This is a genomic window from Pandoraea sp. NPDC090278, from assembly GCF_044772185.1.
In the GTDB taxonomy this organism is placed as follows: Bacteria; Pseudomonadota; Gammaproteobacteria; order Burkholderiales; family Burkholderiaceae; genus Pandoraea.
This window is the reverse complement of the sequence record NZ_JBIVYJ010000005.1, coordinates 244724-265337: the sequence shown is the minus strand read 5'-3', so window position 1 is coordinate 265337 and position 20614 is coordinate 244724. Positions and strand designations below refer to the sequence as shown.

Below are 20614 nucleotides of genomic sequence, written 5' to 3'. Positions count from 1 at the left end.
CCAGACGGGCGTCTGGCATGGCACTACAGCTCGCTGCGGACCGTTGGTTTCTATGATGGACAGACCCGGCGAGGCAGTCGAACCGAAGCATTCAGGAGCAGGCAGGCGATGAACGACGCTGTGACTCAAGAGACGCTGTTGACCCGGTTACAGGAAGCGCTTGGCGCGGATGCCGTGCTCACGAGTGAGTCGGATACCGCTGGCTATACCGAAGACTGGCGCGGCCGTTATCGGGGCGAGGCGCTGTGCGTCGTGCTGCCGTCGTCCACCGAGCAGGTGAGCGACATTGTGAAGCTGTGTGCTGCGGCAGGTGTGTCGATCCTCCCGCAGGGCGGGAATACCAGCCTGTGCTGTGGCGCAGTGCCGCCGACCCACGGCCCGGCACCGGTCATTCTGAATCTGGCGCGCATGCGCCATATCCGTCAGGTTGACGCCGCCAACGGCTCGATGGTGGTCGAAGCTGGGTGCATTCTGAAAACGGTGCAGGATGCGGCGGCCGACGTCGGACGTCTGTATCCCGTGAGTCTCGGGGCGGAAGGATCGTGCCAGATCGGCGGCACGCTCTCGACGAATGCGGGCGGCACGAGTGTGCTGCGTTACGGCAACACGCGCGAGAACGTTCTGGGTCTCGAAGTCGTGCTGGCCGACGGCACCATCTGGGACGGTCTGCGCGCGCTGCGCAAGGACAACACGGGCATCGATCTCAAGCATCTGTTCATCGGCGCGGAAGGCACGCTCGGCATTGTCACGGCCGCCGCGCTCAAGCTGCATCCGCTGCCCACACATCATTCGCTCGCGTGGTTCGCGCCGCGCGATCCGGCCGCTGCGCAGCAGATCCTGGGCATGTTCCAGAACGCCTGTGGCTCGCGTCTGTCCGCGTTCGAAATCATGAACCGCCACCAGCTCGATCTGGTGCTGGCGAACGTGCCGAACCGTCGCAATCCGCTGACTGCTGCCCATGCGTGGCACGTGCTTGTCGAACTGGGCGACACGCGCGATGCCGAAGGGCTTGAAGCGGTGCTCACCGAAACGCTGGGCGAAGCCATCGAACAAGGGCTGGTCGAAGACGCCGTCATCGCCGCGAACGAAACGCAGCGCGCCGATCTCTGGGAAGTGCGCCACAGCGTGAGCGAGGCGAACAAGAAGGCCGCCATCGGCCTGACCACCGACTGTGCCGTGCCGGTGTCGAGCGTGCCCGAATTCATCGACGCGTCGACGCGTGCCGTGCACGCCATCGTGCCGGGACTCGACATCGCCATCGTCGGCCACATGGGCGACGGCAACGTCCACTTCATTCCGATGTTCTCGTTCGACGCATGGGCGGCGCTGACCGACAGCGCGGCCATGGGCGACGCGATGCGCGCTGCGGTCAATGACGTTGCCGCGCGTCTGTCGGGCTCGTTCAGCGCCGAGCATGGTGTCGGGCAAACGGGCCTGCCGCTGATGCAGCGCTACAAGGCCCCCGCCGAACTCGCACTGATGCGCGCGGTGAAGGCGGCGCTCGATCCGAACCAGATGTTCAATCCGGGGCGTCTCGTTCCGTAAGCATCGCGCACCGATTCACGCACACACGTTTTTCAAGTTTTGCTGTTTGTTTTGCCATAACTGCGCGCGCGGCGGCTGTCTTTCGGTACGTCAGTCCACCATCCGTCGCCGCGCCCACCCTCCCAGTCAAGACCGGAGACCATGATGAAACGCAAGACCTCCGCAAGCCCGCTCGATACCACCAAGAAAAGCGAAGCGACGCTCGCACAACCGGGCCGTCGCACGGCCATGAAGACGGCCATCGTCGGCGCGGCCGCCGTCGCCTTCCCGTTCGTGTGGACGCCCTCGCGCGCCGCCTCCAAGCGCATCGTGGTGCGTGACGACGGCGGTATCTACACGAAGGCGTACGACGCCGTGTACTACAAGCCGTTCGCCAAGGCGACGGGCATCGAGGTCATCGGCGTGCAGGCCAATGCGGAGCCGACCGCGCAGATCAAGAGCATGATCGAAGCAGGCAGCTACACGTGGGACATGGCGAAGATCAGCCAGCCCGCGATTCTGCTGTTGACGTCGGGCGGCAAGGAATATCTGGAGCGTCACGGTCTGGAAGCGGACCCGACCATCGCGAAGATTCCGAAGCAATACATGTCGCCGTTCGGCGTGGGCACCAACGTTTATTCGACAGTGCTGGCCTATCGCACCGACGCGTTCAAGGGCCGCAAAGCCCCGACGTCGTGGGCCGATCTGTGGAACGTGAAGGACTTCCCGGGCCGTCGCTCGATTCGCAAGTATCCGTTCGACACGATCGAGCAGGCGCTGCTCGCCGATGGCGTGGCGCCCGGCTCGGTGTATCCGTGCGACTTCGACCGTGCATTCAAGAGCCTGGACAAGATCGCCAAGCAGGTCGCCGTGTGGTGGACGACCGGCGCGCAGGTCGAGCAGATGCTCGGCTCGGGCGAAGTCGACATGGTCGCCACGTGGGCCTCGCGTGCGCAGTCGGCACAGGCCAACGGCGTGCCGGTCGAGATCGTCTGGAACCAGAACATCTGGGGCGTCGATAACTGGTCGATTCTGAAGGGCACGCCCAACGCTGCCGCTTGCCGCGAGTTCATCAAGTTCGCGAGCGATCCGAAGCGTCAGGCGGAACTGGTCAAGTACTTCCCGGCAGGCATGACGCAGCCGGAAGCCTTCAATTACGTGAAGCCCGAGATCGCCAAGAACTGCCCGACGTTCCCGGACAACATGAAGAGCGGCGTGCACATCAACGCGCAGTTCTGGCAGCAGAACCAGAGCGTGGCGCTCGAACGCTTCAACCGCTGGATCCTGACCTGATCCTCACCTGCTGTTCCGTTTCATGTTTTTGGGGGTGCTGATCTCATGACCGTTGCCAATCTTCAAGTTTCGGGCCTGTCCAAGCGTTACGGCGATTTTGTCGCCCTCGCGCCGACCGACCTCGATGTCGCCCAGGGCGAATTCCTGACCTTGCTCGGCCCCAGCGGCTCGGGCAAGACCACGTTGCTCTCGCTCATCGCCGGTCTGTCGCAGCCCGATGCGGGGGCCATCCGCATCAATGGGACCGATGTCACGTACGGCGCGCCGTATGAGCGCGACATCGGCATGGTGTTCCAGAACTACGCGCTGTTCCCCCACATGACGGTGGCGGAGAACATCGCGTTCCCATTGCAGATGCGTCGCACCGACGCACAGGCCGCTCGCAAGATGGTCATGAACGCGCTGGAAATGGTGCATCTGCCGCACGTGGCAGAGCGCTATCCGCGCGAACTCTCCGGTGGTCAACAGCAGCGCATCGCACTCGCGCGCTGCATGGTCTACCGACCGTCGATCATTCTGATGGACGAGCCGCTGGGCGCGCTTGACAAGAAGCTGCGCGATCACATGCAGCTCGAAATTAAGCGCATCCACCGGGAGTTGGGCACCACCATCGTCTATGTCACGCACGATCAGGAAGAAGCGATGACGATGTCCGATCGCATCTGTCTGATGAACGCGGGTGAGATCGCGCAACTGGGTACGCCTGACGACCTGTACTTCCGTCCCAAGAGCGTGTTCGTGGCCGACTTCCTCGGCGAGTCGAACCTGCTCGATGCGACGGTACTCACGCGCACTGGCGATCAGGTGCGCGTGGCTATGCCGGGCGTGAATGCTGCGAACGGCGCGGGTGCGATGGTCTACGACCCGCAAGTCGAGCAGGGGCGCACGGTCAAGCTGATGTTGCGTCCGCAGAACCTGCATCTGCACGACACGGACGCTGCCGGTGAAGGCATGGCGACGATCTCGGCGAAGCTGACCGACATCATGGTCACGGGCGGCATGACGAAGCTGTATCTGCAATCGACCGTGACGGGGGGCGACGCGAGCAAGTCGCTCGTGGCCGCGTTCCCGACGCGCCGTCAGGGCAATCGCTTCGAAATCGGTCAGACGCTGGGCCTCGCGTGGCGTGCCGACGACGCCGTGGCGATTGCGGGGTAAGCCATGAGTGCATCTGCCGTGGTCCGTCCCTCGTCCTCCCAACCCGCTCAACCGGCGCCGCGCCGGGCGCGCTGGCGCTCGCGCATGCGTCCGCTGCTGATGGCGGCACCCATCGTCATCTTGCTGGCCGTCATGCTGATCTATCCGGTCGGCCAGTTGCTGCTGCTGAGCATTCGCGGTGAAAGCGGCTTCACGCTTGCCGAATATCAGCGGCTGTTCGCCTCGTCGGTGTACGTCGAGGTGTTGCTCATCACGCTCAAGGTCTCGCTCTACACGACCTTCTTCGCGGTGCTCACCGGGTATCCGATTGCCTACCGGCTCTCGACGCTTAGCGGCGCGCGCAAGCAACGTCTGCTGTTCTGGCTGCTGCTCTCGTTCTGGACGAGCTTTCTCGTGCGCACGTTCGCCTGGGTCGTACTGCTCGGCCGTAACGGCGTCGTGAACCGCACGTTGCTCGATCTCGGGCTGATCGATCAGCCGCTGTCGCTGCTCTACAGCTTCCCCGCCGTGGTGTTGGGGATGGTGCATGCCCTCATGCCGCTGGCTGTGCTGACGATGCTCTCCGTCATGGAGAACATCGACCGGCGTCTGCCGAGCGCGGCCTCGACGCTGGGCGCGCGTCCCGGCACGGTGTTCTGGCGCGTGTACTTCCCGTTGTCGTTGCCGGGCGTGGCCGCAGGCGCGCTGATGGTGTTCGTCACGTCTATCGGCTTCTTCATTACGCCGACGCTGCTCGGCGGTCGTCACGAAACCATGATCACGCAGCTCATCATCGATCAGGTGATGCAGGCGCTGAACTGGGGCTTTGCCGGTGCGATCTCGGTGCTGTTGCTCGCCGTGGTTCTGGTGGTGTTCTTCGTCTACGACCGTATGGTCGGTCTGTCGACGATGGCCGGTGGCGCAGGGGATGCGAAGGCTGGCAAGCGCCGTGGCGGATGGACACGCACGCTCGGTGAGAAGGTGCTCGCGACGCTCGGCACCGCGACCGATCTGTTGCTGCGCGCGTTCCCGAAGGGCCGGGGCGCACAGGCGGAGCAGGGCGACGGTCTTGTGCTGCGTGTGGTCGTCTTCCTGCTGGTCGTCTTCCTCGCCGCGCCCGCGCTGCTGATGATTCCGATGTCGTTCGACTCGGCCTCTGGGCTAGCGTGGCCGCCGAAGGGCTTCTCGTTGCAGTGGTACCAGCAGATCTGGGATTCGCCGTTGTGGATGCAGGCGGTCACGCGCTCGATGCTCGTGGGTATCGGTGCCGGTTTGCTGTCGATGCTGATCGGCACCCCGGCAGCGTTCCTGCTGGTGCGTGGCGGCATGCGCGGCAAGTCGGCGATGCTCGCCTTTGTGCTCGCGCCGATTGTGGTGCCGCGCATGATCCTCGCCGTGGGCGTGTTCTATTTCTTCGCGAAGATTGGTCTGGTCGGCTCCAGCGTGGGCCTGACGCTCGCGCACACCGTGGTGGCCGTGCCGTATGTCGTCATCACGATGATGGCGGTGCTGCGCAACTACGACACGCGTCTCGATCTGGCGGCGTACAGCCTGGGCGCGCGCCCGTGGGCGACGCTGCGCCGGGTGACGTTCCCGATTCTCGGCGCGGGGCTGCTGTCGTCGTTCCTGTTCGCGTTCGCGACGTCGTTCGACGAACTCACGATTGCACTGTTCACGTCGGGCGGCCTGTCGACCACCTTGCCCAAGCAGTTCTGGGACGAGATCACGATGCAGATCTCGCCGGTGATCGCCGCAGTCTCCACGTGCCTGTTCCTTTTCATCGCCGCACTCATCTGGGTGGCCGAGCGACTGCGCCGGCGCAGCCTCGCGACCTGAAGCCCGGATGCGGTATCCGCCCCAACAAACTTACGATTCACGGACGTTTAACTCATGCTTCGCTCCGAACAACTGAAGGGCATTTTCCCGGCCATCCCCACGCCGGTCCACACCGACGACACGATCCACATCGAAGGTGCACGTGCGCTCATGCGTTACCTGCTGGCGCAGGGCATCGACGGTGTGGTGCCGCTGGGCGGCACGGGCGAGTACGGTGCACTCTCGCGCGCCGAACGCGTGCGCATGGCCGAACTCACGGCGCAGGAAGTGCGTGACCACGGCCGCGACGTGCCGGTGATCGCCGGTGTGCTCGACCCCGGTTATCACGACGCCATCGAAGCGGGCCGTGACTTCGCCTCTGCTGGTGCCGACGGTCTGCTGGTCCTCACGCCGTACTACACGAACCCGACGCAAGCCGGTATTCGCGACTACTTCCTGCGCTACGCCGACGAGTCGCCGCTGCCGATCCTCATCTACGAAATTCCGTATCGCACGCGTATCGCGATTGCGCCGGAAGTGCTGCATGAGCTGTCGCGCCACGAGAACATCATCGGCATGAAGGCCTGCAACGCCGACATGTGGCATTTCCTGCGCACCATCGCGGGTGTCGACGAATCGTTTGCCGTGCTGAGCGGCGAAGACACGCTGTTCCCGCTGCATGTGGCGGCCGGTGCGCGTGGCGGAATCGTGGTGACGGCGTCGCTGCTGCCGACCGCGTGGCAACGCATCTTCTCGCTGGCGTCGGAAGGCAAGACGGCCGACGCGCTGGCACTGCACCGCTCGCTGATTCCGCTGATGAATCTGGCGTTCGCCGAGACGAACCCCGGTCCGATGAAGTCGGTGATGGATCTGATCGGCGTGAACGCCCCGGCGATGCTCGCGCCCCTCGTGCCGCCCGCACCGGCGCTGTCGACTGAGCTGCGCGAAGAACTGGCGCGTCAGCTGGCGATTTTCGAAGGACGTTGAAGTGTGATGGCGGTGACGCGTGTCACCGCCTGATAGCACTTGATGGCACCTGAGCGTGCTTAGCGTCGGAACGTCGAGAGTCGCGACTTCGAGATCGAGGTCGCGGCGACCTGAATGTGCGGGGCGAGTTCGGCTTCTGCGCGCTCACGCGTCCAGCGCGAGGTCGGCACCGAGATGTTGATGGCCGCGACGGCGTGACCGTCGTGATCGGTGATCGGGGCGGCGACCGAGATGTCGCCCATCACGGTTTCGTTTTCGACGATGGCGTAGCCGCGTCGCGTGGTCTGTGCAATCCGTTCGAGCAACTTCTTCTCGTCGATGAGCGTGTACGGCGTCATCGGTTCGAGCGCCGTGCCCGAGAGAATCTCGCGCACGCGTGCTTCGGGCAGACGCGACAGGATCGCAATGCCCGACGCCGTGAACATCGCGGGCAGACGTGCGCCGACCACGATGTCGATGTTCACCAGATGCTGTCCGGGAAAGCGCGCGACGAACACGATCTCGTGGCCGTCGAGCTCTTGCAGGTTGGTCGTCTCGCCCACACGGCGGCTGATGTCGAGCAGATACGGCGACGCCTTGTCGACCAGCTCGTTGGCGCGAATGTAGTTGTACGAGAACTGCAACACCTTGGTCGTCAGCCCGTAGGTTCTCGTCTCGGGCACCCGGAAGAGATAGCCGAGCGCTTCGAGCGTGTGCACCAGCCGCTGCGTGGCGCTGCGATCCAGATCCGCGGCTTTGGCGATGTCGCCCAGCGTCATGTACCGTGCAGGACCGTCGAAGGCGTGCAGCACCTGAAACGTCTTCTCGGTCGAGCCGACGAAGAGCGAGGAACGCGGCGCGGCGGCGCTCGAAGCGGTGTCGCTGGTGGATTGGGTGGCGTCTGTGGCAGAGCGCGATGACCCGGCGGATGAGCGCGGCATGGGTGTGCGGGTTGTTCGGATTGTAATGATTATGATTGTAATACAATTGTTTGTGCCCAAGTGGCGAACTTTGCCCGATTTCGGGGCATGCAGACGGGGATGCGGCAGGGCACGCCAGAACATCAAGACAGGGGGAGCAATGCACGCGTTTTCCTGCGTGGAGGATTACCGTCGGGCGGCGAAGCGTCGTCTGACGAAGCTGGCCTTCGATTATCTGGAAGGCGGTGCGGAGGATGGCGAGGCGCTGCGGCGCAATCGGGACGCCTTTGGGCAGTGGGGCTTTGCGCCGCGCGTGATGACGGATATCTCCACCACATCCAGCGAGACGAATTTCTGGGGGCGGTCGGCCGCCGCCCCGATGGTCGTCGGCCCGACGGGCCTGAACGGCTTGTTCTGGCCGCGCGCAGACGAACTGCTGGCCCGCGCTGCTGCGGATGCGGGGCTGCCGTTTGTGCTGTCGACGGCGTCGACCTCGTTGCTCGAAGACGTGCGTGCGGCGGTGCCGAACGGCGAGCTTTGGCTGCAACTCTATGTGCAGCAGGATCGACGCATTGCCGAGAGCATGATGCGCCGGGCGCGCGAGGCAGGCTTTCGCACACTCATGCTGACGGTCGATACCCCTGTGCACGGCAAGCGCGATCACGACACGCGCAACGGCTTCAAACTGCCGCTGCGCTTCACACCGCGACTCGTGGCGGACTGCATGCGGCATCCGCATTGGAGCTGGCAGATGCTGGTGGGCGGTGCGCCGCAGCTTCGCAACATCGCACAGAGCGTGGGCGAGCGGGCGGATCTGGCGCGTCACGCGGCGATGCTGAGCCGTCAGATGGACTTGTCGCTCGGTTGGCACGACCTGGAATGGGTGCGTAAGCACTGGCCGGGCGAAGTGCTGGTCAAGGGTATTTTGACGGTAGAGGACGCGCGTCAGGCGCAGGCCCACGGTGCGGACGGCATCATCGTCTCCAATCACGGCGGACGCCAACTGGGCAGCACGCTTGCCCCGGTCGAAGCGTTATCTAAGATTGTCGACGCCGTTGGCGCGTCAGGGGAGGGCGGTCCTGCCATGTCCGTGTTCATGGACGGTGGCGTGCGGCGTGGGGCCGACGTCGCCAAGGCGGTGGCGCTGGGGGCGAAGGGCGTGCTGCTGGGACGCGCGCCGTTGTACGGCGTGGCCGCGCGCGGCGGGCCGGGTGTGGATGGGGTGCTGGCGTTGCTGCTGAGCGAATTGCGCACGACGATGCAACTGCTCGGCTGCGCAAAGGTGGGCGCGTTGACGGCTGAACGGCTGGTGAGGCTGGCAGAGCTGCCGTCGTTGCACGAGAACCGTTCCGGCGGGGCAATTCAGGCAAACCCGCTATAATGTTTCGCGCCCGATTGCCGTCGGGCGGCGTGGCATCCGGCCGGTTGGCGGGGCATGCGCGCCAACCGGCGGCATGCCAATTTTCATTCACAGGAATGCCATCATGAGCTTCAACCACGTGCCTGCCGGTAAGGACCTCCCCAACGATTTCAACGTCATCATCGAGATCCCGGCGCAAAGCGACCCGGTGAAATACGAAGCCGACAAGGATCTGGGCCTGCTGGTCGTTGACCGCTTCATCGGCACCGGCATGCGTTACCCGGCCAACTACGGCTTCATTCCGCAAACGCTGGCTGGCGACGGCGACCCCGTCGACGCGCTGGTCGTCACGCCGTTCCCGCTGCTGGCTGGCTCGGTCGTTCGTTGCCGCGCACTGGGCATGCTCAACATGACCGACGAGTCGGGCGTGGACGCCAAGCTCGTGGTCGTGCCGGTCGACAAGATCTGCCCGATGACGGCACACATGAAGTCGATCGACGACGTGCCGGGCTACCTGAAGGACCAGATCAAGCACTTCTTCGAGCAATACAAGGCGCTTGAGAAGGGCAAGTGGGTCAAGGTCGAAGGCTGGGAAGGCATCGAAGCCGCCCACAAGGAAATCACCGAAGGCGTGGCGAACGCGAAGAAGTAACTCCACTTCGCCAAGCTTGCCGCGTCGTTCTTCGACGCAAAGAAAACCCGGCCGTGTGCCGGGTTTTTTTATGGATGCGAGCGCTGCATTGGCATCACGGCTTGTGACGCTTCACCATCGTCAGAATGACCTGATGCAGTTCCGTTTGCGCCTCAATGGCAGTGATCGCGCCGGTGACCGCGGCATCGGACAGCGCGTCGGCCGCCCCCAGCATCGCCCACATGGCGGGGGCGGGAATGCCGCCGGGGCCCGCGAACGGCGCGAAGATCGCCGCGCATTTGGCGATGAACGATTGTTGGTACTCCCGCTTCACGGCGGCCAGCTCCGTGGAGCCGCCGAGCGCCGCGAGAACGCCCGGGATCTCGCGGCCCTGCGTCACCACGCACGTCACATAGCTCGAAGCAATCACGCGCGACTTATCCTGCAATGTCGGCTTTGCCGCCGCGACGGCCGCATCGAAGATGGCGGTCTGACGCGCGTCGAAGTCCCGATACAGCGCGGCGAGCAACCCATTGCGCGAGCCGAAGTGGTCGTAGACGACCGGCTTCGTGACCCCGGCGTCCTCCGCCAGACGGCCGAGCGTGAGCGCATCCGTGCCCTCGCTGCCGACCAGCGTCCACGCCACGTCGAGCAGTTGTCGTGTGCGGGCTTCGCGGGGCATGCGTCGGCGCGATGAGGCGTCTGCGGATGAGGTCATGGTTTGCTTACGAGAAAACTAAGGCCCCGGACCCGAGGTCCGAGGCACGAGTGGATACGTCGATATCAGGCCGGAGACGGGAAGACCTTCTGTCCGATGGCGCGCGCCGTCTCAAGATGCGCTTCAGGGTAGCCGGTGTCGGAGGCAAGGAGCAACTCCGACGTGACCACCTGCGCACCGCAGTAGTCGAAAATCCCGTGATCGATCTGCGTTTTCATCGCACCGAAGTAGCCGTGCCGGGCCATCGTGCGCTGGTCCGCGCCGCCGATGGCGACCAGATGCACGCGCAGACGTTGCAGCTTTTTGAGCGACTTGCCGAGCGCCACATCTTCGTACGCCCAACCCTGCGAGAACACACGGTCGATCCATCCCTTGAGCAGTGCGGGGAACGACCACCAGTAGATCGGGTAGACGAGCACCAGCGCGTCGGCGCGGTCGAGGCGGGTATGCTCGGCGGTCACGTCGGCGGGGGCCGCGAGCGTCTTGTTGAACAGCGCGAGGTCGGCTGCGTTAAAGCGGGGATCGAAACCTTCTGCTGCCAGATCGGCTATCTCGGTAGAGTGTGCGACGCCGTTGGCGGTGGGCGTTGACGCAATCGTCTCGGCGACGCGTTGGGCGATGGCATGGGTGAGCGAGTGCGGGTCGGGATGGGCGACGACAATGACTGCATGCATGACTGAGTCCTCCTCAAAGAATAACCTACTAATGGTAACTTACTTTTAGTAAGTTATGCTTTCGTCACATCTTCGTCCTGAAGCAGAGGGCAAGTTCGGCGACAATGTCGGCCTAAGCGGTAGGAAGTAGGAAGCAAGCGGCAGGCAAGCCGCCGGTTCGCAAACGAGGTGTGAAGTGAGCAGCGACGTAGTCATCCGTGTAGTGCAATCGATTGAAGACGTGCCGTCCGACGCGTGGAACGCGCTCGCGGGCGACAACCCGTTCGTGCAGCACGCGTTCCTCCACGCGATGCACGAGACGGGGTGCGCCGCCAAGCGGACGGGCTGGCAACCGGCCTATCTGCTCATGCATGCGGAGGAGGTGCTCGTCGGCGCGATGCCGCTCTACGTCAAGTCGCATTCCCGGGGCGAATACGTTTTCGACCACGCATGGGCCGATGCCTTCGCGCGTCACGGTCTCGAGTACTACCCCAAGCTGTTGTGCGCCGTGCCGTTCTCGCCTGTGACGGGGCCGCGTCTGCTCGCCCGCACGCAGGCGGATCGCGTGGCACTGGCGCGCGGTGCGATTGCGTTTGCCCGGCAGCTTGAGCTGTCGTCCATCCACGTGCTGTTCACGCATGACGACGATCTGGCTGCGCTGACCGAGGCCGGGTACATGCTGCGCGAGGGCGTGCAGTTTCACTGGGAAAACCCGGGCTTTGCCACGTTCGACGACTTCCTCGCGCAGATGAACCAGGAGAAGCGCAAGAAGCTGAAACAGGACCGTCGGCGCGTGCGTGAGGCCGGGGTGACTTACCGGTGGCTGTGCGGCGAGCAGATCGACGGCGCAGCGCTCGACTTCTTTTACCAGTGCTACGAAAACACTTACCGTGAGCACTGGAATTCGCCTTACCTGAGTCGCGCGTTCTTCGGGCAGGTGCACGCGACGATGCCCGACACGCTGCTGCTCGTCATGGCGGAACGTGACGGCCAGCCGCTGGCGTGTGCACTCAATGTGGTGAGCGGCGACACGATGTACGGACGCTACTGGGGGACGACGGACTTCGTCTCCGGCATGCATTTCGAGACCTGCTACGCGCAGGGCATCGAGTACTGCATCGCGCACGGGCTGCGCAGCTTCGAAGGCGGCGCGCAAGGCGTGCACAAGATGTCGCGCGGTCTGTTGCCCACGCCCACGTGGTCCGCCCATTGGATTGCCGACGAACGATTCGCTCAGGCCATCGAGGACTTTCTCGACCGGGAGACGTCCGCGATGGACGAGCACATCGGCGAGCTGGAAGCGCATACGCCGTTCAAGCGACCGGAGTCCTGAGCGATTTCGGAATGTATTCGGGACGTAATCGGGACATGAGGCCGTCGAACGCAGGCCCCGGCAAGGTGGGGCCTCGCGTAATATACTGACGATTCTTACGCCCGCTTCATCGCTGCAAACGCCCGACAGGTATGCCTGCCGACGTCGCGGCACAAGGGCGATGCATGGTAGCCGCCGACATGACCAACCGATTTCTCAATCTCTACAATCACGATTTCGCGCGTGTGGCCGTCGGAGTGCCGCAATGCCGCGTCGCCGATCCCGCTTTCAACGCAGCTCAGACCATCGCGCTGGCCCGTCAGGCCGATGCCGAAGGTGCGGTGCTCGTCGCCTTCCCCGAACTTGGCATTCCTGCCTATAGCTGCGAAGACCTGTTCCAGCAGCGCGCCTTGCAGGACGCCTGCGACGCCGCGCTGGCCGAGATCGTGGCTGCGAGCCGGGAGCTGGGCATCGCGATGATCGTCGGTATGCCGGTGCGTGTGCAGCAGCGTTTGTTCAACTGCGCGGTCGTGGTGGCGCGCGGTCGCATTCACGGCGTCGTCCCCAAGACGTATCTCCCGAACTACAGCGAGTTCTACGAAGCGCGCCAGTTCAACGCGGCCGATGACGCTGGCGTCGATACCGTTACCCTGCTGGGCAACGACGTACCGTTCGGCGCGCTCATCTTCGAAGCGGCCGATCAGCCGCTGTTGCGCTTTCACTGCGAGATCTGCGAAGACGTGTGGGTGCCGGTGCCGCCGTCGTCGTTCGCCGCGCTCGCGGGCGCAACGGTGCTCGTCAACCTGTCGGCATCGAACGTGGTCGTGGGCAAGTCGGCGTACCGTCATCAACTGGTCGCTCAGCAGTCGGCGCGTTGCCTCGCGGCGTATCTGTACACCTCGGCCGGGCAGGGCGAATCGACGACCGACCTCGCGTGGGACGGACAGGCGCTCATCTACGAGAACGGCGACATGCTCGCCGAGTCGGCGCGCTTTGCCAGCGAGTCGCATCTGATCTTCGCCGACGTCGATCTGGAGCGCCTCGCCCGTGAGCGCATGCATCAGACGACGTTCGGTGTGTCGGTGCGGCGTCATGCCGACGAAGTGGCGCGCTTTCGCACGATCAAGGTCGACGTCACCCTGCCGCGTGACGCCGAATTGCCGCTCGCGCGCGCGATTGCGCGTTTCCCGTATGTGCCGTCCGATGCGGCGCGTCGCGACGAGCGCTGCCACGAGGTCTACAACATTCAGGTGCAGGCGCTGATGCAGCGTCTTGCGTCGTCGAAGATTCAGAAGGTCGTGATCGGTGTGTCCGGCGGGCTGGACTCGACGCATGCGTTGCTCGTCTGCGCCAAGGTCATGGACCGGCTCGGCTTGCCGCGTACGAATATTCTGGCGTACACGATGCCGGGCTTCGCGACGAGCGAGCGTACGCTGCGTCAGGCGCGCGAGCTGATGGACGCCGTCGGGTGTACGGCGCGCGAGATCGATATTCGTCCGAGTTGCATGCAGATGTTGAAGGACCTCGATCATTCGTTCGCGAAGGGCGAGGAAGTCTACGACGTCACATTCGAGAACGTGCAGGCGGGCGAGCGCACCAATCACCTGTTCCGACTAGCGAACCACCTCGGAGCGATTGTGATCGGCACGGGCGACCTGAGCGAGCTGGCGCTGGGCTGGTGCACGTACGGCGTGGGCGATCATATGTCGCACTACAACGTGAACGCCAGCGTGCCCAAGACGCTCATCATGCATCTCGTGCGCTGGGTCGCGGAGACCGGGCAACTGGGTGGCGCAGCGTCGGCCAAAGCGCAGAAGGACGCGAAGGACGCGAAGGACGTTAAGGATGGCAAGGGCGGCAAGGAAGGACAGCGCCGCAACGTCCTCATCGATATTCTCGAGACGGAAATCAGCCCGGAACTCGTGCCGGGCAAGGCCAACGGCGCACCCGAGCAGCGCACCGAGCATTTCATCGGCCCGTACGAGTTGCAGGACTTCAACCTCTACTACACGCTGCGCTTCGGCTATGCGCCGCGCAAGGTGGCGTTCCTGTCGTGGAGCGCGTGGCACGATGCGTCGCAGGGGCGCTGGCCGGACGAGGGGCATGCGTCGCGCAACGCGTACGATCTCGTCGCGATCAAGCGCAATCTGCGCATCTTCCTGGACCGGTTCTTCCGTACGAGCCAGTTCAAGCGTTCGTGCATTCCGAATGCGCCGAAGGTCGGCACGGGCGGATCGCTCTCGCCGCGCGGCGACTGGCGCGCGCCGAGCGATTCGGAGTCGGTGGTGTGGTTGGCGGATCTGGACACGGTGCCGGACGATCCGCACGCGTAAGTCGATAAGCGGGGCGGGCGGGGTGCGCTGTCATCGGCGTGCCGTTCCCGGCCCGGTACAATAGCCGGGCGAAATTGCAGAACATTCCAATCAAGATATCGAGGCGACAATGAAACGCGTAACTGCCATCATCAAACCCTTCAAGCTCGACGAAGTCCGTGAAGCGCTGGCCGAAGTCGGCGTGACCGGTCTGACCGTCACGGAAGTGAAGGGCTTCGGCCGCCAGAAGGGCCACACCGAGCTGTATCGTGGTGCGGAATACGTCGTCGACTTCCTGCCGAAGATCAAGATCGAGGTCGTGGTGAGCGCAGCGCAGGCCGAACAGGTCATCGACGCCGTGCTGGGCGCGGCCCGCACCGGCAAGATCGGCGACGGCAAGATCTTCGTGACCGATGTCGAGCGCGTGATCCGCATTCGCACGGGCGAAGAGGGCGAACAGGCGGTCTGATGGCAGGTTGATCGCCGCAGCGATGCTGCGGTGAGCGCGTCAGAAAAACGAAGGGCGACGACTGCGAGAGCAGCGTCGCCCTTTGGCGTTTGGGAAGTGCCGGTGCCGTATCGACTCAGGACTTGAGACGCACGTCGAATGCGACGGTGATCAGCCGCACGAAAATCACGGAAAACGCGCTGATCGACAAGGTGTAGACGGGATCGAGGTCGGCATATGTCAGCGCGATGTAGATCCATCCGCCAATGAACGCACACACGGCGTACGGTCGTGTGTCGCGCAGTACCAGTGGAACCTCATTACAGAGGATGTCGCGGATCACGCCGCCACCCACGCCGGTAATCACCCCCATCATCACCGACATGAATGCAGACATATCGGTCTGCAACGCGAGCGATGTGCCGGACGCGCTGAAGAACCCGAGACCGATGGCGTCCGTAATGAGCAGCACGCGCTCCGTCGCCACGCGCGAGACGAGCTTCAGCACGACGCCGGTGGACAACGACAGCACGAGGATGATGACCGAGTACCACTGATGCTGGACCCAGTAGAAGGGACGGTGGTCGAGCAGCACGTCGCGCAACGTACCGCCGCCGAAGGCGGTTGCGAAGGCCAGCACGAATGCGCCGACCGGATCGAGATGCTGCTTGCGGGCTTCCGCGAAGCCGGAGATGGCGCACGACAATACGGCGATGGCCTCCATGACGGCCAGGATCGTATGCAGCTGAGCGCTCATCTCGTGAATCATCGGCGAATCCTGTTGGGGACGGTGGACAGTCCCTCGTCAATACGTCGTGATCGGCGGTGAAATCGTCGGTGCCAGCGGTGGCTGGCGCGGATCGGCATCCGGCGCAGGATCGCCGACGCGCGCGTCAGTCGCCTGCGCGTGAGCCCCGGGCCTGCGAAGCCTGGAGCAATACTACCAGCGCACCGCCCCCGCCGTCGCGTCCTTGCGCTTGCGCCCATGCCAGCACTTCGTTCTTCTGGGCGAGCCAGCCGCGCACCTTGTCCCTGAGGACCGGTTCACGGTTCACCGAGCCCAGGCCCTTGCCGTGAATCACGCGAATGCAGCGCAGGCCGCGCTTGACGGCGTCGTGAAGGAAGGCGGAGAGCGCTTCGCGGGCTTCGTCGCGACGCATGCCGTGCAGGTCGATCTGTGCCTGCACCACCCAGTCGCCGCGTTGCAGCTTCAGCACGGCATCGTGGCTGATGCCGGGACGGCGGTACGACAGGCGGTCGTCCGTATCGAGCAGCGCTTCGGGGTCGAATTCGTCGGACAAGGATTCATGAAGCACGGCGGCTTCGTCTTCCTCGGTCTGACGCGCCACCGGCTCGGGCGGGAAGCGCGGGTGCTCGACGCGATTGGTCGAGCCCTTGCTGGCGAGCGGGGCGATATCGCCAATGCTATCGCGGAACACGTTGGCATCGCGTTTGGCCTGCGCGGCGCGCTTGGCGGCGGCGACGCGTTCGGCTTCGCGCGCGGCGCTCTCGGTCGCGAGTGCGTCACGGAAGTTGGAGAGGTCGCTGAGGCTGAGTTTCGGTGGTTTCTTGCTCATGATCGTGCGAACAAGGACGTTCAGTGGGAGGGCAAATGGTGTATTGCAGCGCGTTGCGTCTGCGCGGTTGCGAAGGCGCGTTTCCGAATCATAACGGCTCATGCCATCACATAGCGACGACACAAGCGAAGACGGCGTCCCGGCTGCATGAAACATCACGCAGCCGGGACGCCGCCGTCAGGCGCTAAAACGCGCGAGAGCGATTACTGGTCGAGGTTTTCGAGGTAACGCTGAGCGTCGAGCGCGGCCATGCAGCCCGTACCGGCGCTGGTGATGGCCTGACGGTAGATATGGTCCTGCACGTCACCGGCGGCAAACACGCCCGGCACGCTGGTGGCCGTAGCGTTGCCGTTCAGGCCGCTGTGCGTGACGATGTAGCCGTTCTTCATTTCGAGCTGACCGTCGAAGATATCCGTGTTCGGCTTGTGGCCGATGGCGATGAACACGCCGTGCAGCGAGATGTCTTCATGCGCGCCCGTCTTGGTGTTCTTGATGCGAACGCCGGTCACGCCGCTGTCGTCGCCCGTCACTTCGTCGAGCACGCTGTCGTACTTCAGTTCGACCACGCCTTGCTTGGCCTTTTCCAGCAGACGGTCGATCAGGATCGGCTCGGCGCGGAACTTGTCGCGGCGGTGGATCACGGTGACCTTGCTGGCGATGTTCGAGAGGTACAGCGCTTCTTCGACTGCGGTGTTGCCGCCGCCGACCACGCAGACTTCCTTGCCGCGATAGAAGAAGCCGTCGCACGTGGCGCAGGCGGAGACGCCGCGACCCGAGAAGGCTTCTTCCGACGGCAGGCCGAGGTACTGTGCCGAGGCGCCGGTCGCGATGATCAGGGCGTCGGCCGTGTATTCGCCGGAGTCGCCGATCAGACGCAGCGGGCGCTCGTTCAGATGCACCGTATGAATGTGATCGAAAATCATCTCGGTGTTGAAGTGCTCGGCGTGCGCTTGCATGCGGGCCATCAGTTCCGGGCCTTGCACGCCGGTCGGGTCGCCGGGCCAGTTCTCGACGTCCGTGGTGGTCATCAACTGACCGCCCTGGGCGATACCGGTGATCAGCACCGGGTTGAGGTTGGCGCGCGCGGCGTACACGGCGGCGCTATAGCCGGCGGGGCCGGAACCGAGAATCAGGACTTTGGCGTGCTTGGCAGCAGACATGGAACTCACCGGAAAGGGGTTGGGTGCTGGCGCCGGATTCCCGAGCGCGCACCGCCTGGCGCGCGACCGGGGGTCCGGCGCAAACCGACATTATAAAGGGCCGACGATGTTTCGTTGATGGAGCCTCACAATCGAGGCGATAGCCTTCGGGCGGTCTTTGGAGGTCGGCTGACTACACCGGTCGTACATTCGAAGGCCCCACCCCGGGACGTCTCTCAAATTTGGGGGCAGATGCATCGGATGCAAGTGCGCCGGATGTGGGCGAGGGGAGCGGCGGCCTGTTCACCGACTTCGCTTTGCCACCGGGCGTCCCGGCGTCCGGCAAATCCCTCGGGAGTGGCGCCGTTACGGCTTGTCACGCTTTCCTGACGTGCTCATGCGTTAATCGATGTAATAGTTGTTTACAATGGAGCATTGCTGCGCGGCAGGCCGCCCGTCTGCCCGCCCAACCGCATGGCTTGATGACGACGAAATCTTCCTACTCTGCTGGTGCCGGATCGTCGTTACCCAATCGGGTGACGCACCTCTTCCATGAAATCCGCTGGATGGCGCAGGTCGCGCTGATGGTGTTCCTGTTGATGGCGTTGTTCTCCTACAGCCGTCTGGACCCCAGCTGGACGCATGCGGCGCATGTGGAGCGTATCGCCAACTGGGCGGGACGCGTCGGCGCGTGGGTCGCCGACATGCTGCTGCTCATGCTTGGTCTGTCCGCCTACTGGCTGGTGGTGTTCATCGCCCGCCGCGTGATCTCCGGCTACCGCCGCATCTCCGCTAAACGCGAAGCGCCTCCGCTGCGCGAACGCCTCGCGAGCGGCGGCTGGGTGGAGATCGTCTCCTCTCTTATGGTGCTGCTCTCGAGCGCTGGCATCGAATCCCTGCGTCTCTACCGTCTCAAGGCCCAGTTGCCGCGGGCATCGGGCGGGGTCATCGGTGAGACCGTCGGCGGCTTCTTCCAGCACGCGCTCGGTTTCACCGGCGGCACGTTGGCCTTGCTGCTGATCTTCGCCTTCGGCCTGTCGCTGCTGTTCCATTTCTCCTGGTTGTCCGCCGCCGAAAAGGTCGGTGCGCTGATTCTCGATACCGGCACGGTGATCCGTCGTCGCCGCGAGGCGCGTCAAGACCGTCGGATGGGTGAGGAAGCGGCGATCGCGCGTGAAGGTGCTGTCGTCCAGAACCGGGTCAGGGCGGAAGTCCACGAGCCGGTGCAGATCGTGCCGCCGGTCAAGGTGGTGCCCAAGAGCGAGCGGGTCGAGAAGGAAAAGCAGGCGCCGCTGTTCGCCGATCTGCCGGATTCGATCCTGCCGCCGCTGGCGCTGCTCGATCCGGCGCCGGTCGCCCAGGAAACCGTATCGGGCGAGACGCTGGAATTCACGTCGCGCCTGATTGAGAAGAAGCTCAAGGATTTCGGCGTGGAAGTGAGCGTCGTGGCCGCTTATCCCGGCCCCGTCATCACGCGTTACGAAATCGAACCGGCCACGGGCGTGAAGGGCAGCCAGATCGTGAATCTCGCGAAGGATCTGGCGCGTTCGCTTTCGCTGGTGTCGATCCGTGTGGTCGAAACCATCCCGGGCAAGAATTTCATGGGGTTGGAGTTGCCGAATCCGCGTCGTCAGACGGTGCGGATGACGGAGATTCTTGGCTCGGAGGTCTACAACAGTTCGTCGTCGCTGCTGACGCTCGCCCTCGGTAAGGACATCGGCGGCAAGCCGGTCGTGGCCGATCTGGCAAAGATGCCTCACTTGCTCGTGGCCGGCACGACCGGTTCGGGCAAGTCGGTGGGGATCAACGCGATGATTCTGTCGCTGCTGTATAAGGCGACGGCCGAGCAGGTCCGGCTCATCCTGATCGATCCGAAGATGCTCGAAATGAGCATGTACGAGGGCATCCAGCATCTGTTGTGCCCGGTGGTGACGGATATGCGTCAGGCCGGTCATGCGCTGAACTGGGTGGTGGCCGAGATGGAGCGCCGCTACAAGCTGATGAGCAAGCTGGGCGTTCGCAATCTGGCGGGCTACAACAACAAGATCGACGACGCTGCCAAGCGCGAAGAACACATTCCGAATCCGTTCTCGCTGACACCGGAAGAACCCGAGCCGTTGCAGCGTCTGCCGTACATCGTAGTCGTGATCGACGAACTGGCCGACCTGATGATGGTTGTCGGCAAGAAGGTCGAAGAGCTGATCGCGCGGATTGCGCAGAAGGCGCGCGCGGCGGGCATTCACCTGATTCTGGCGACGCAGCGTCCGTCGGTCGACGTCATTACCGGTCTGATCAAGGCCAACGTGCCCACGCGGGTGGCGTTCCAGGTGTCGTCGAAGATCGATTCGCGCACGATTCTGGATCAGCAAGGCGCCGAGACGTTGCTGGGCATGGGCGACATGCTGTACATGCCGCCGGGCACCGGGTTGCCATTGCGTGTGCACGGTGCGTTTGTCGCCGATGACGAAGTGCATCGTGTGGTCGAGCGACTCAAGGAGCAAGGCGAGGCCAACTACGTCGAAGGTCTTCTCGACGGTGCGGTCGAAGGCGAAGAAGGCGCTCTTGATGGCGCGGGCGGCGGAACTGGCGAGGGCGGCGGCGAGTCCGATCCGCTATACGATCAGGCCGTGGCCGTGGTGCTCAAGCAGCGCCGTGCGTCGATCTCGCTGGTGCAGCGTCATTTGCGCATCGGCTACAACCGGGCGGCGCGCCTGCTCGAACAGATGGAACAGTCCGGCGTCGTGTCGGCGATGGCGAGCAACGGCAACCGGGAAATTCTGGTGCCGAATCGCGAGGGAGAATAAGGAAT

General features: G+C 64.0%; 17 protein-coding genes. 11 read left to right on the top strand and 6 right to left on the bottom strand.

Translation table 11 applies throughout. The features are described 5' to 3' along the window. The first annotated feature begins 108 nt into the window (after positions 1-108). The 5 genes from ACIQWO_RS19010 (at position 109) to ACIQWO_RS18990 (ending at position 6756) form a co-directional block, all read left to right on the top strand. On the top strand, positions 109-1545 hold the full coding sequence (locus ACIQWO_RS19010) for an FAD-binding oxidoreductase (protein ID WP_402827458.1): 1437 nt from the start codon (positions 109-111) through the stop codon (positions 1543-1545). Between the two features lie 228 nt (positions 1546-1773). Continuing rightward, positions 1774-2817, top strand: coding sequence for an ABC transporter substrate-binding protein (locus ACIQWO_RS19005; protein WP_402828227.1), 1044 nt, complete (start codon positions 1774-1776; stop codon positions 2815-2817). Positions 2818-2862: 45 nt separating this feature from the next. After that, positions 2863-3975, top strand: coding sequence for an ABC transporter ATP-binding protein (locus ACIQWO_RS19000; protein ID WP_402827455.1), 1113 nt, complete (start codon positions 2863-2865; stop codon positions 3973-3975). A gap of 99 nt (positions 3976-4074) precedes the next feature. Further along, entirely contained in the window at positions 4075-5790 is a 1716-nt protein-coding gene (locus ACIQWO_RS18995; RefSeq protein ID WP_402828224.1) for an ABC transporter permease subunit, read from the top strand. A gap of 54 nt (positions 5791-5844) precedes the next feature. Then, positions 5845-6756: a dihydrodipicolinate synthase family protein gene (locus tag ACIQWO_RS18990; protein ID WP_402827452.1), complete on the top strand. Its 912-nt coding sequence runs from the start codon at positions 5845-5847 to the stop codon at positions 6754-6756. 59 nt (positions 6757-6815) lie between these two features. Here the strand turns inward: ACIQWO_RS18990 and ACIQWO_RS18985 are convergent, their stop codons facing one another. Further along, the gene (locus ACIQWO_RS18985) at positions 6816-7676 is read right to left on the bottom strand and encodes an IclR family transcriptional regulator (protein ID WP_257959595.1); all 861 of its coding nucleotides are present in this window, start codon (positions 7674-7676) and stop codon (positions 6816-6818) included. 139 nt (positions 7677-7815) lie between these two features. Here ACIQWO_RS18985 and ACIQWO_RS18980 point away from each other — a divergent pair, with 139 nt between their 5' ends. Beyond that, positions 7816-9036 (top strand): alpha-hydroxy acid oxidase, encoded by a 1221-nt coding sequence (locus tag ACIQWO_RS18980; RefSeq protein ID WP_402827447.1) that lies wholly within the window; start codon positions 7816-7818, stop codon positions 9034-9036. A gap of 103 nt (positions 9037-9139) precedes the next feature. Further along, positions 9140-9667, top strand: a complete 528-nt coding sequence (gene ppa / locus ACIQWO_RS18975; protein WP_039399943.1) for an inorganic diphosphatase — start codon at positions 9140-9142, stop codon at positions 9665-9667. 94 nt (positions 9668-9761) lie between these two features. On the opposite strand, the gene ACIQWO_RS18970 is transcribed toward ppa, so the two are convergent. Both ACIQWO_RS18970 and ACIQWO_RS18965 read right to left on the bottom strand, forming a co-directional pair. Next, positions 9762-10364: a TetR/AcrR family transcriptional regulator gene (locus tag ACIQWO_RS18970; RefSeq protein ID WP_402827442.1), complete on the bottom strand. Its 603-nt coding sequence runs from the start codon at positions 10362-10364 to the stop codon at positions 9762-9764. 65 nt (positions 10365-10429) lie between these two features. Then, a complete protein-coding gene (locus tag ACIQWO_RS18965; RefSeq protein WP_402827439.1) occupies positions 10430-11038 on the bottom strand; it encodes an NAD(P)H-dependent oxidoreductase in 609 nt (202 codons plus the stop codon). 175 nt (positions 11039-11213) lie between these two features. On the opposite strand from ACIQWO_RS18965, the gene ACIQWO_RS18960 reads away from it, so the two are divergent. The 3 genes from ACIQWO_RS18960 (at position 11214) to ACIQWO_RS18950 (ending at position 15110) form a co-directional block, all read left to right on the top strand. Beyond that, entirely contained in the window at positions 11214-12350 is a 1137-nt protein-coding gene (locus tag ACIQWO_RS18960) for a GNAT family N-acetyltransferase (protein ID WP_402827436.1), read from the top strand. 179 nt (positions 12351-12529) lie between these two features. After that, positions 12530-14662, top strand: a complete 2133-nt coding sequence (locus tag ACIQWO_RS18955; RefSeq protein WP_402827433.1) for an NAD(+) synthase — start codon at positions 12530-12532, stop codon at positions 14660-14662. Positions 14663-14771: 109 nt separating this feature from the next. Next, complete coding sequence (locus tag ACIQWO_RS18950; protein ID WP_010805431.1) at positions 14772-15110, top strand: P-II family nitrogen regulator; 339 nt, start codon at positions 14772-14774, stop codon at positions 15108-15110. A 115-nt stretch (positions 15111-15225) separates the two neighbouring features. Here the strand turns inward: ACIQWO_RS18950 and ACIQWO_RS18945 are convergent, their stop codons facing one another. The 3 genes from ACIQWO_RS18945 to trxB form a co-directional block, all read right to left on the bottom strand. Further along, the gene (locus ACIQWO_RS18945) at positions 15226-15846 is read right to left on the bottom strand and encodes a trimeric intracellular cation channel family protein (RefSeq protein ID WP_039403915.1); all 621 of its coding nucleotides are present in this window, start codon (positions 15844-15846) and stop codon (positions 15226-15228) included. 136 nt (positions 15847-15982) lie between these two features. Continuing rightward, positions 15983-16666, bottom strand: coding sequence for a Smr/MutS family protein (locus ACIQWO_RS18940; RefSeq protein ID WP_402827422.1), 684 nt, complete (start codon positions 16664-16666; stop codon positions 15983-15985). A gap of 203 nt (positions 16667-16869) precedes the next feature. Next, entirely contained in the window at positions 16870-17826 is a 957-nt protein-coding gene (gene trxB / locus ACIQWO_RS18935) for a thioredoxin-disulfide reductase (protein WP_069342590.1), read from the bottom strand. Positions 17827-18287: 461 nt separating this feature from the next. Here trxB and ACIQWO_RS18930 point away from each other — a divergent pair, with 461 nt between their 5' ends. Beyond that, positions 18288-20609, top strand: a complete 2322-nt coding sequence (locus ACIQWO_RS18930; RefSeq protein ID WP_402827418.1) for a DNA translocase FtsK — start codon at positions 18288-18290, stop codon at positions 20607-20609. Positions 20610-20614: the final 5 nt, after the last annotated feature.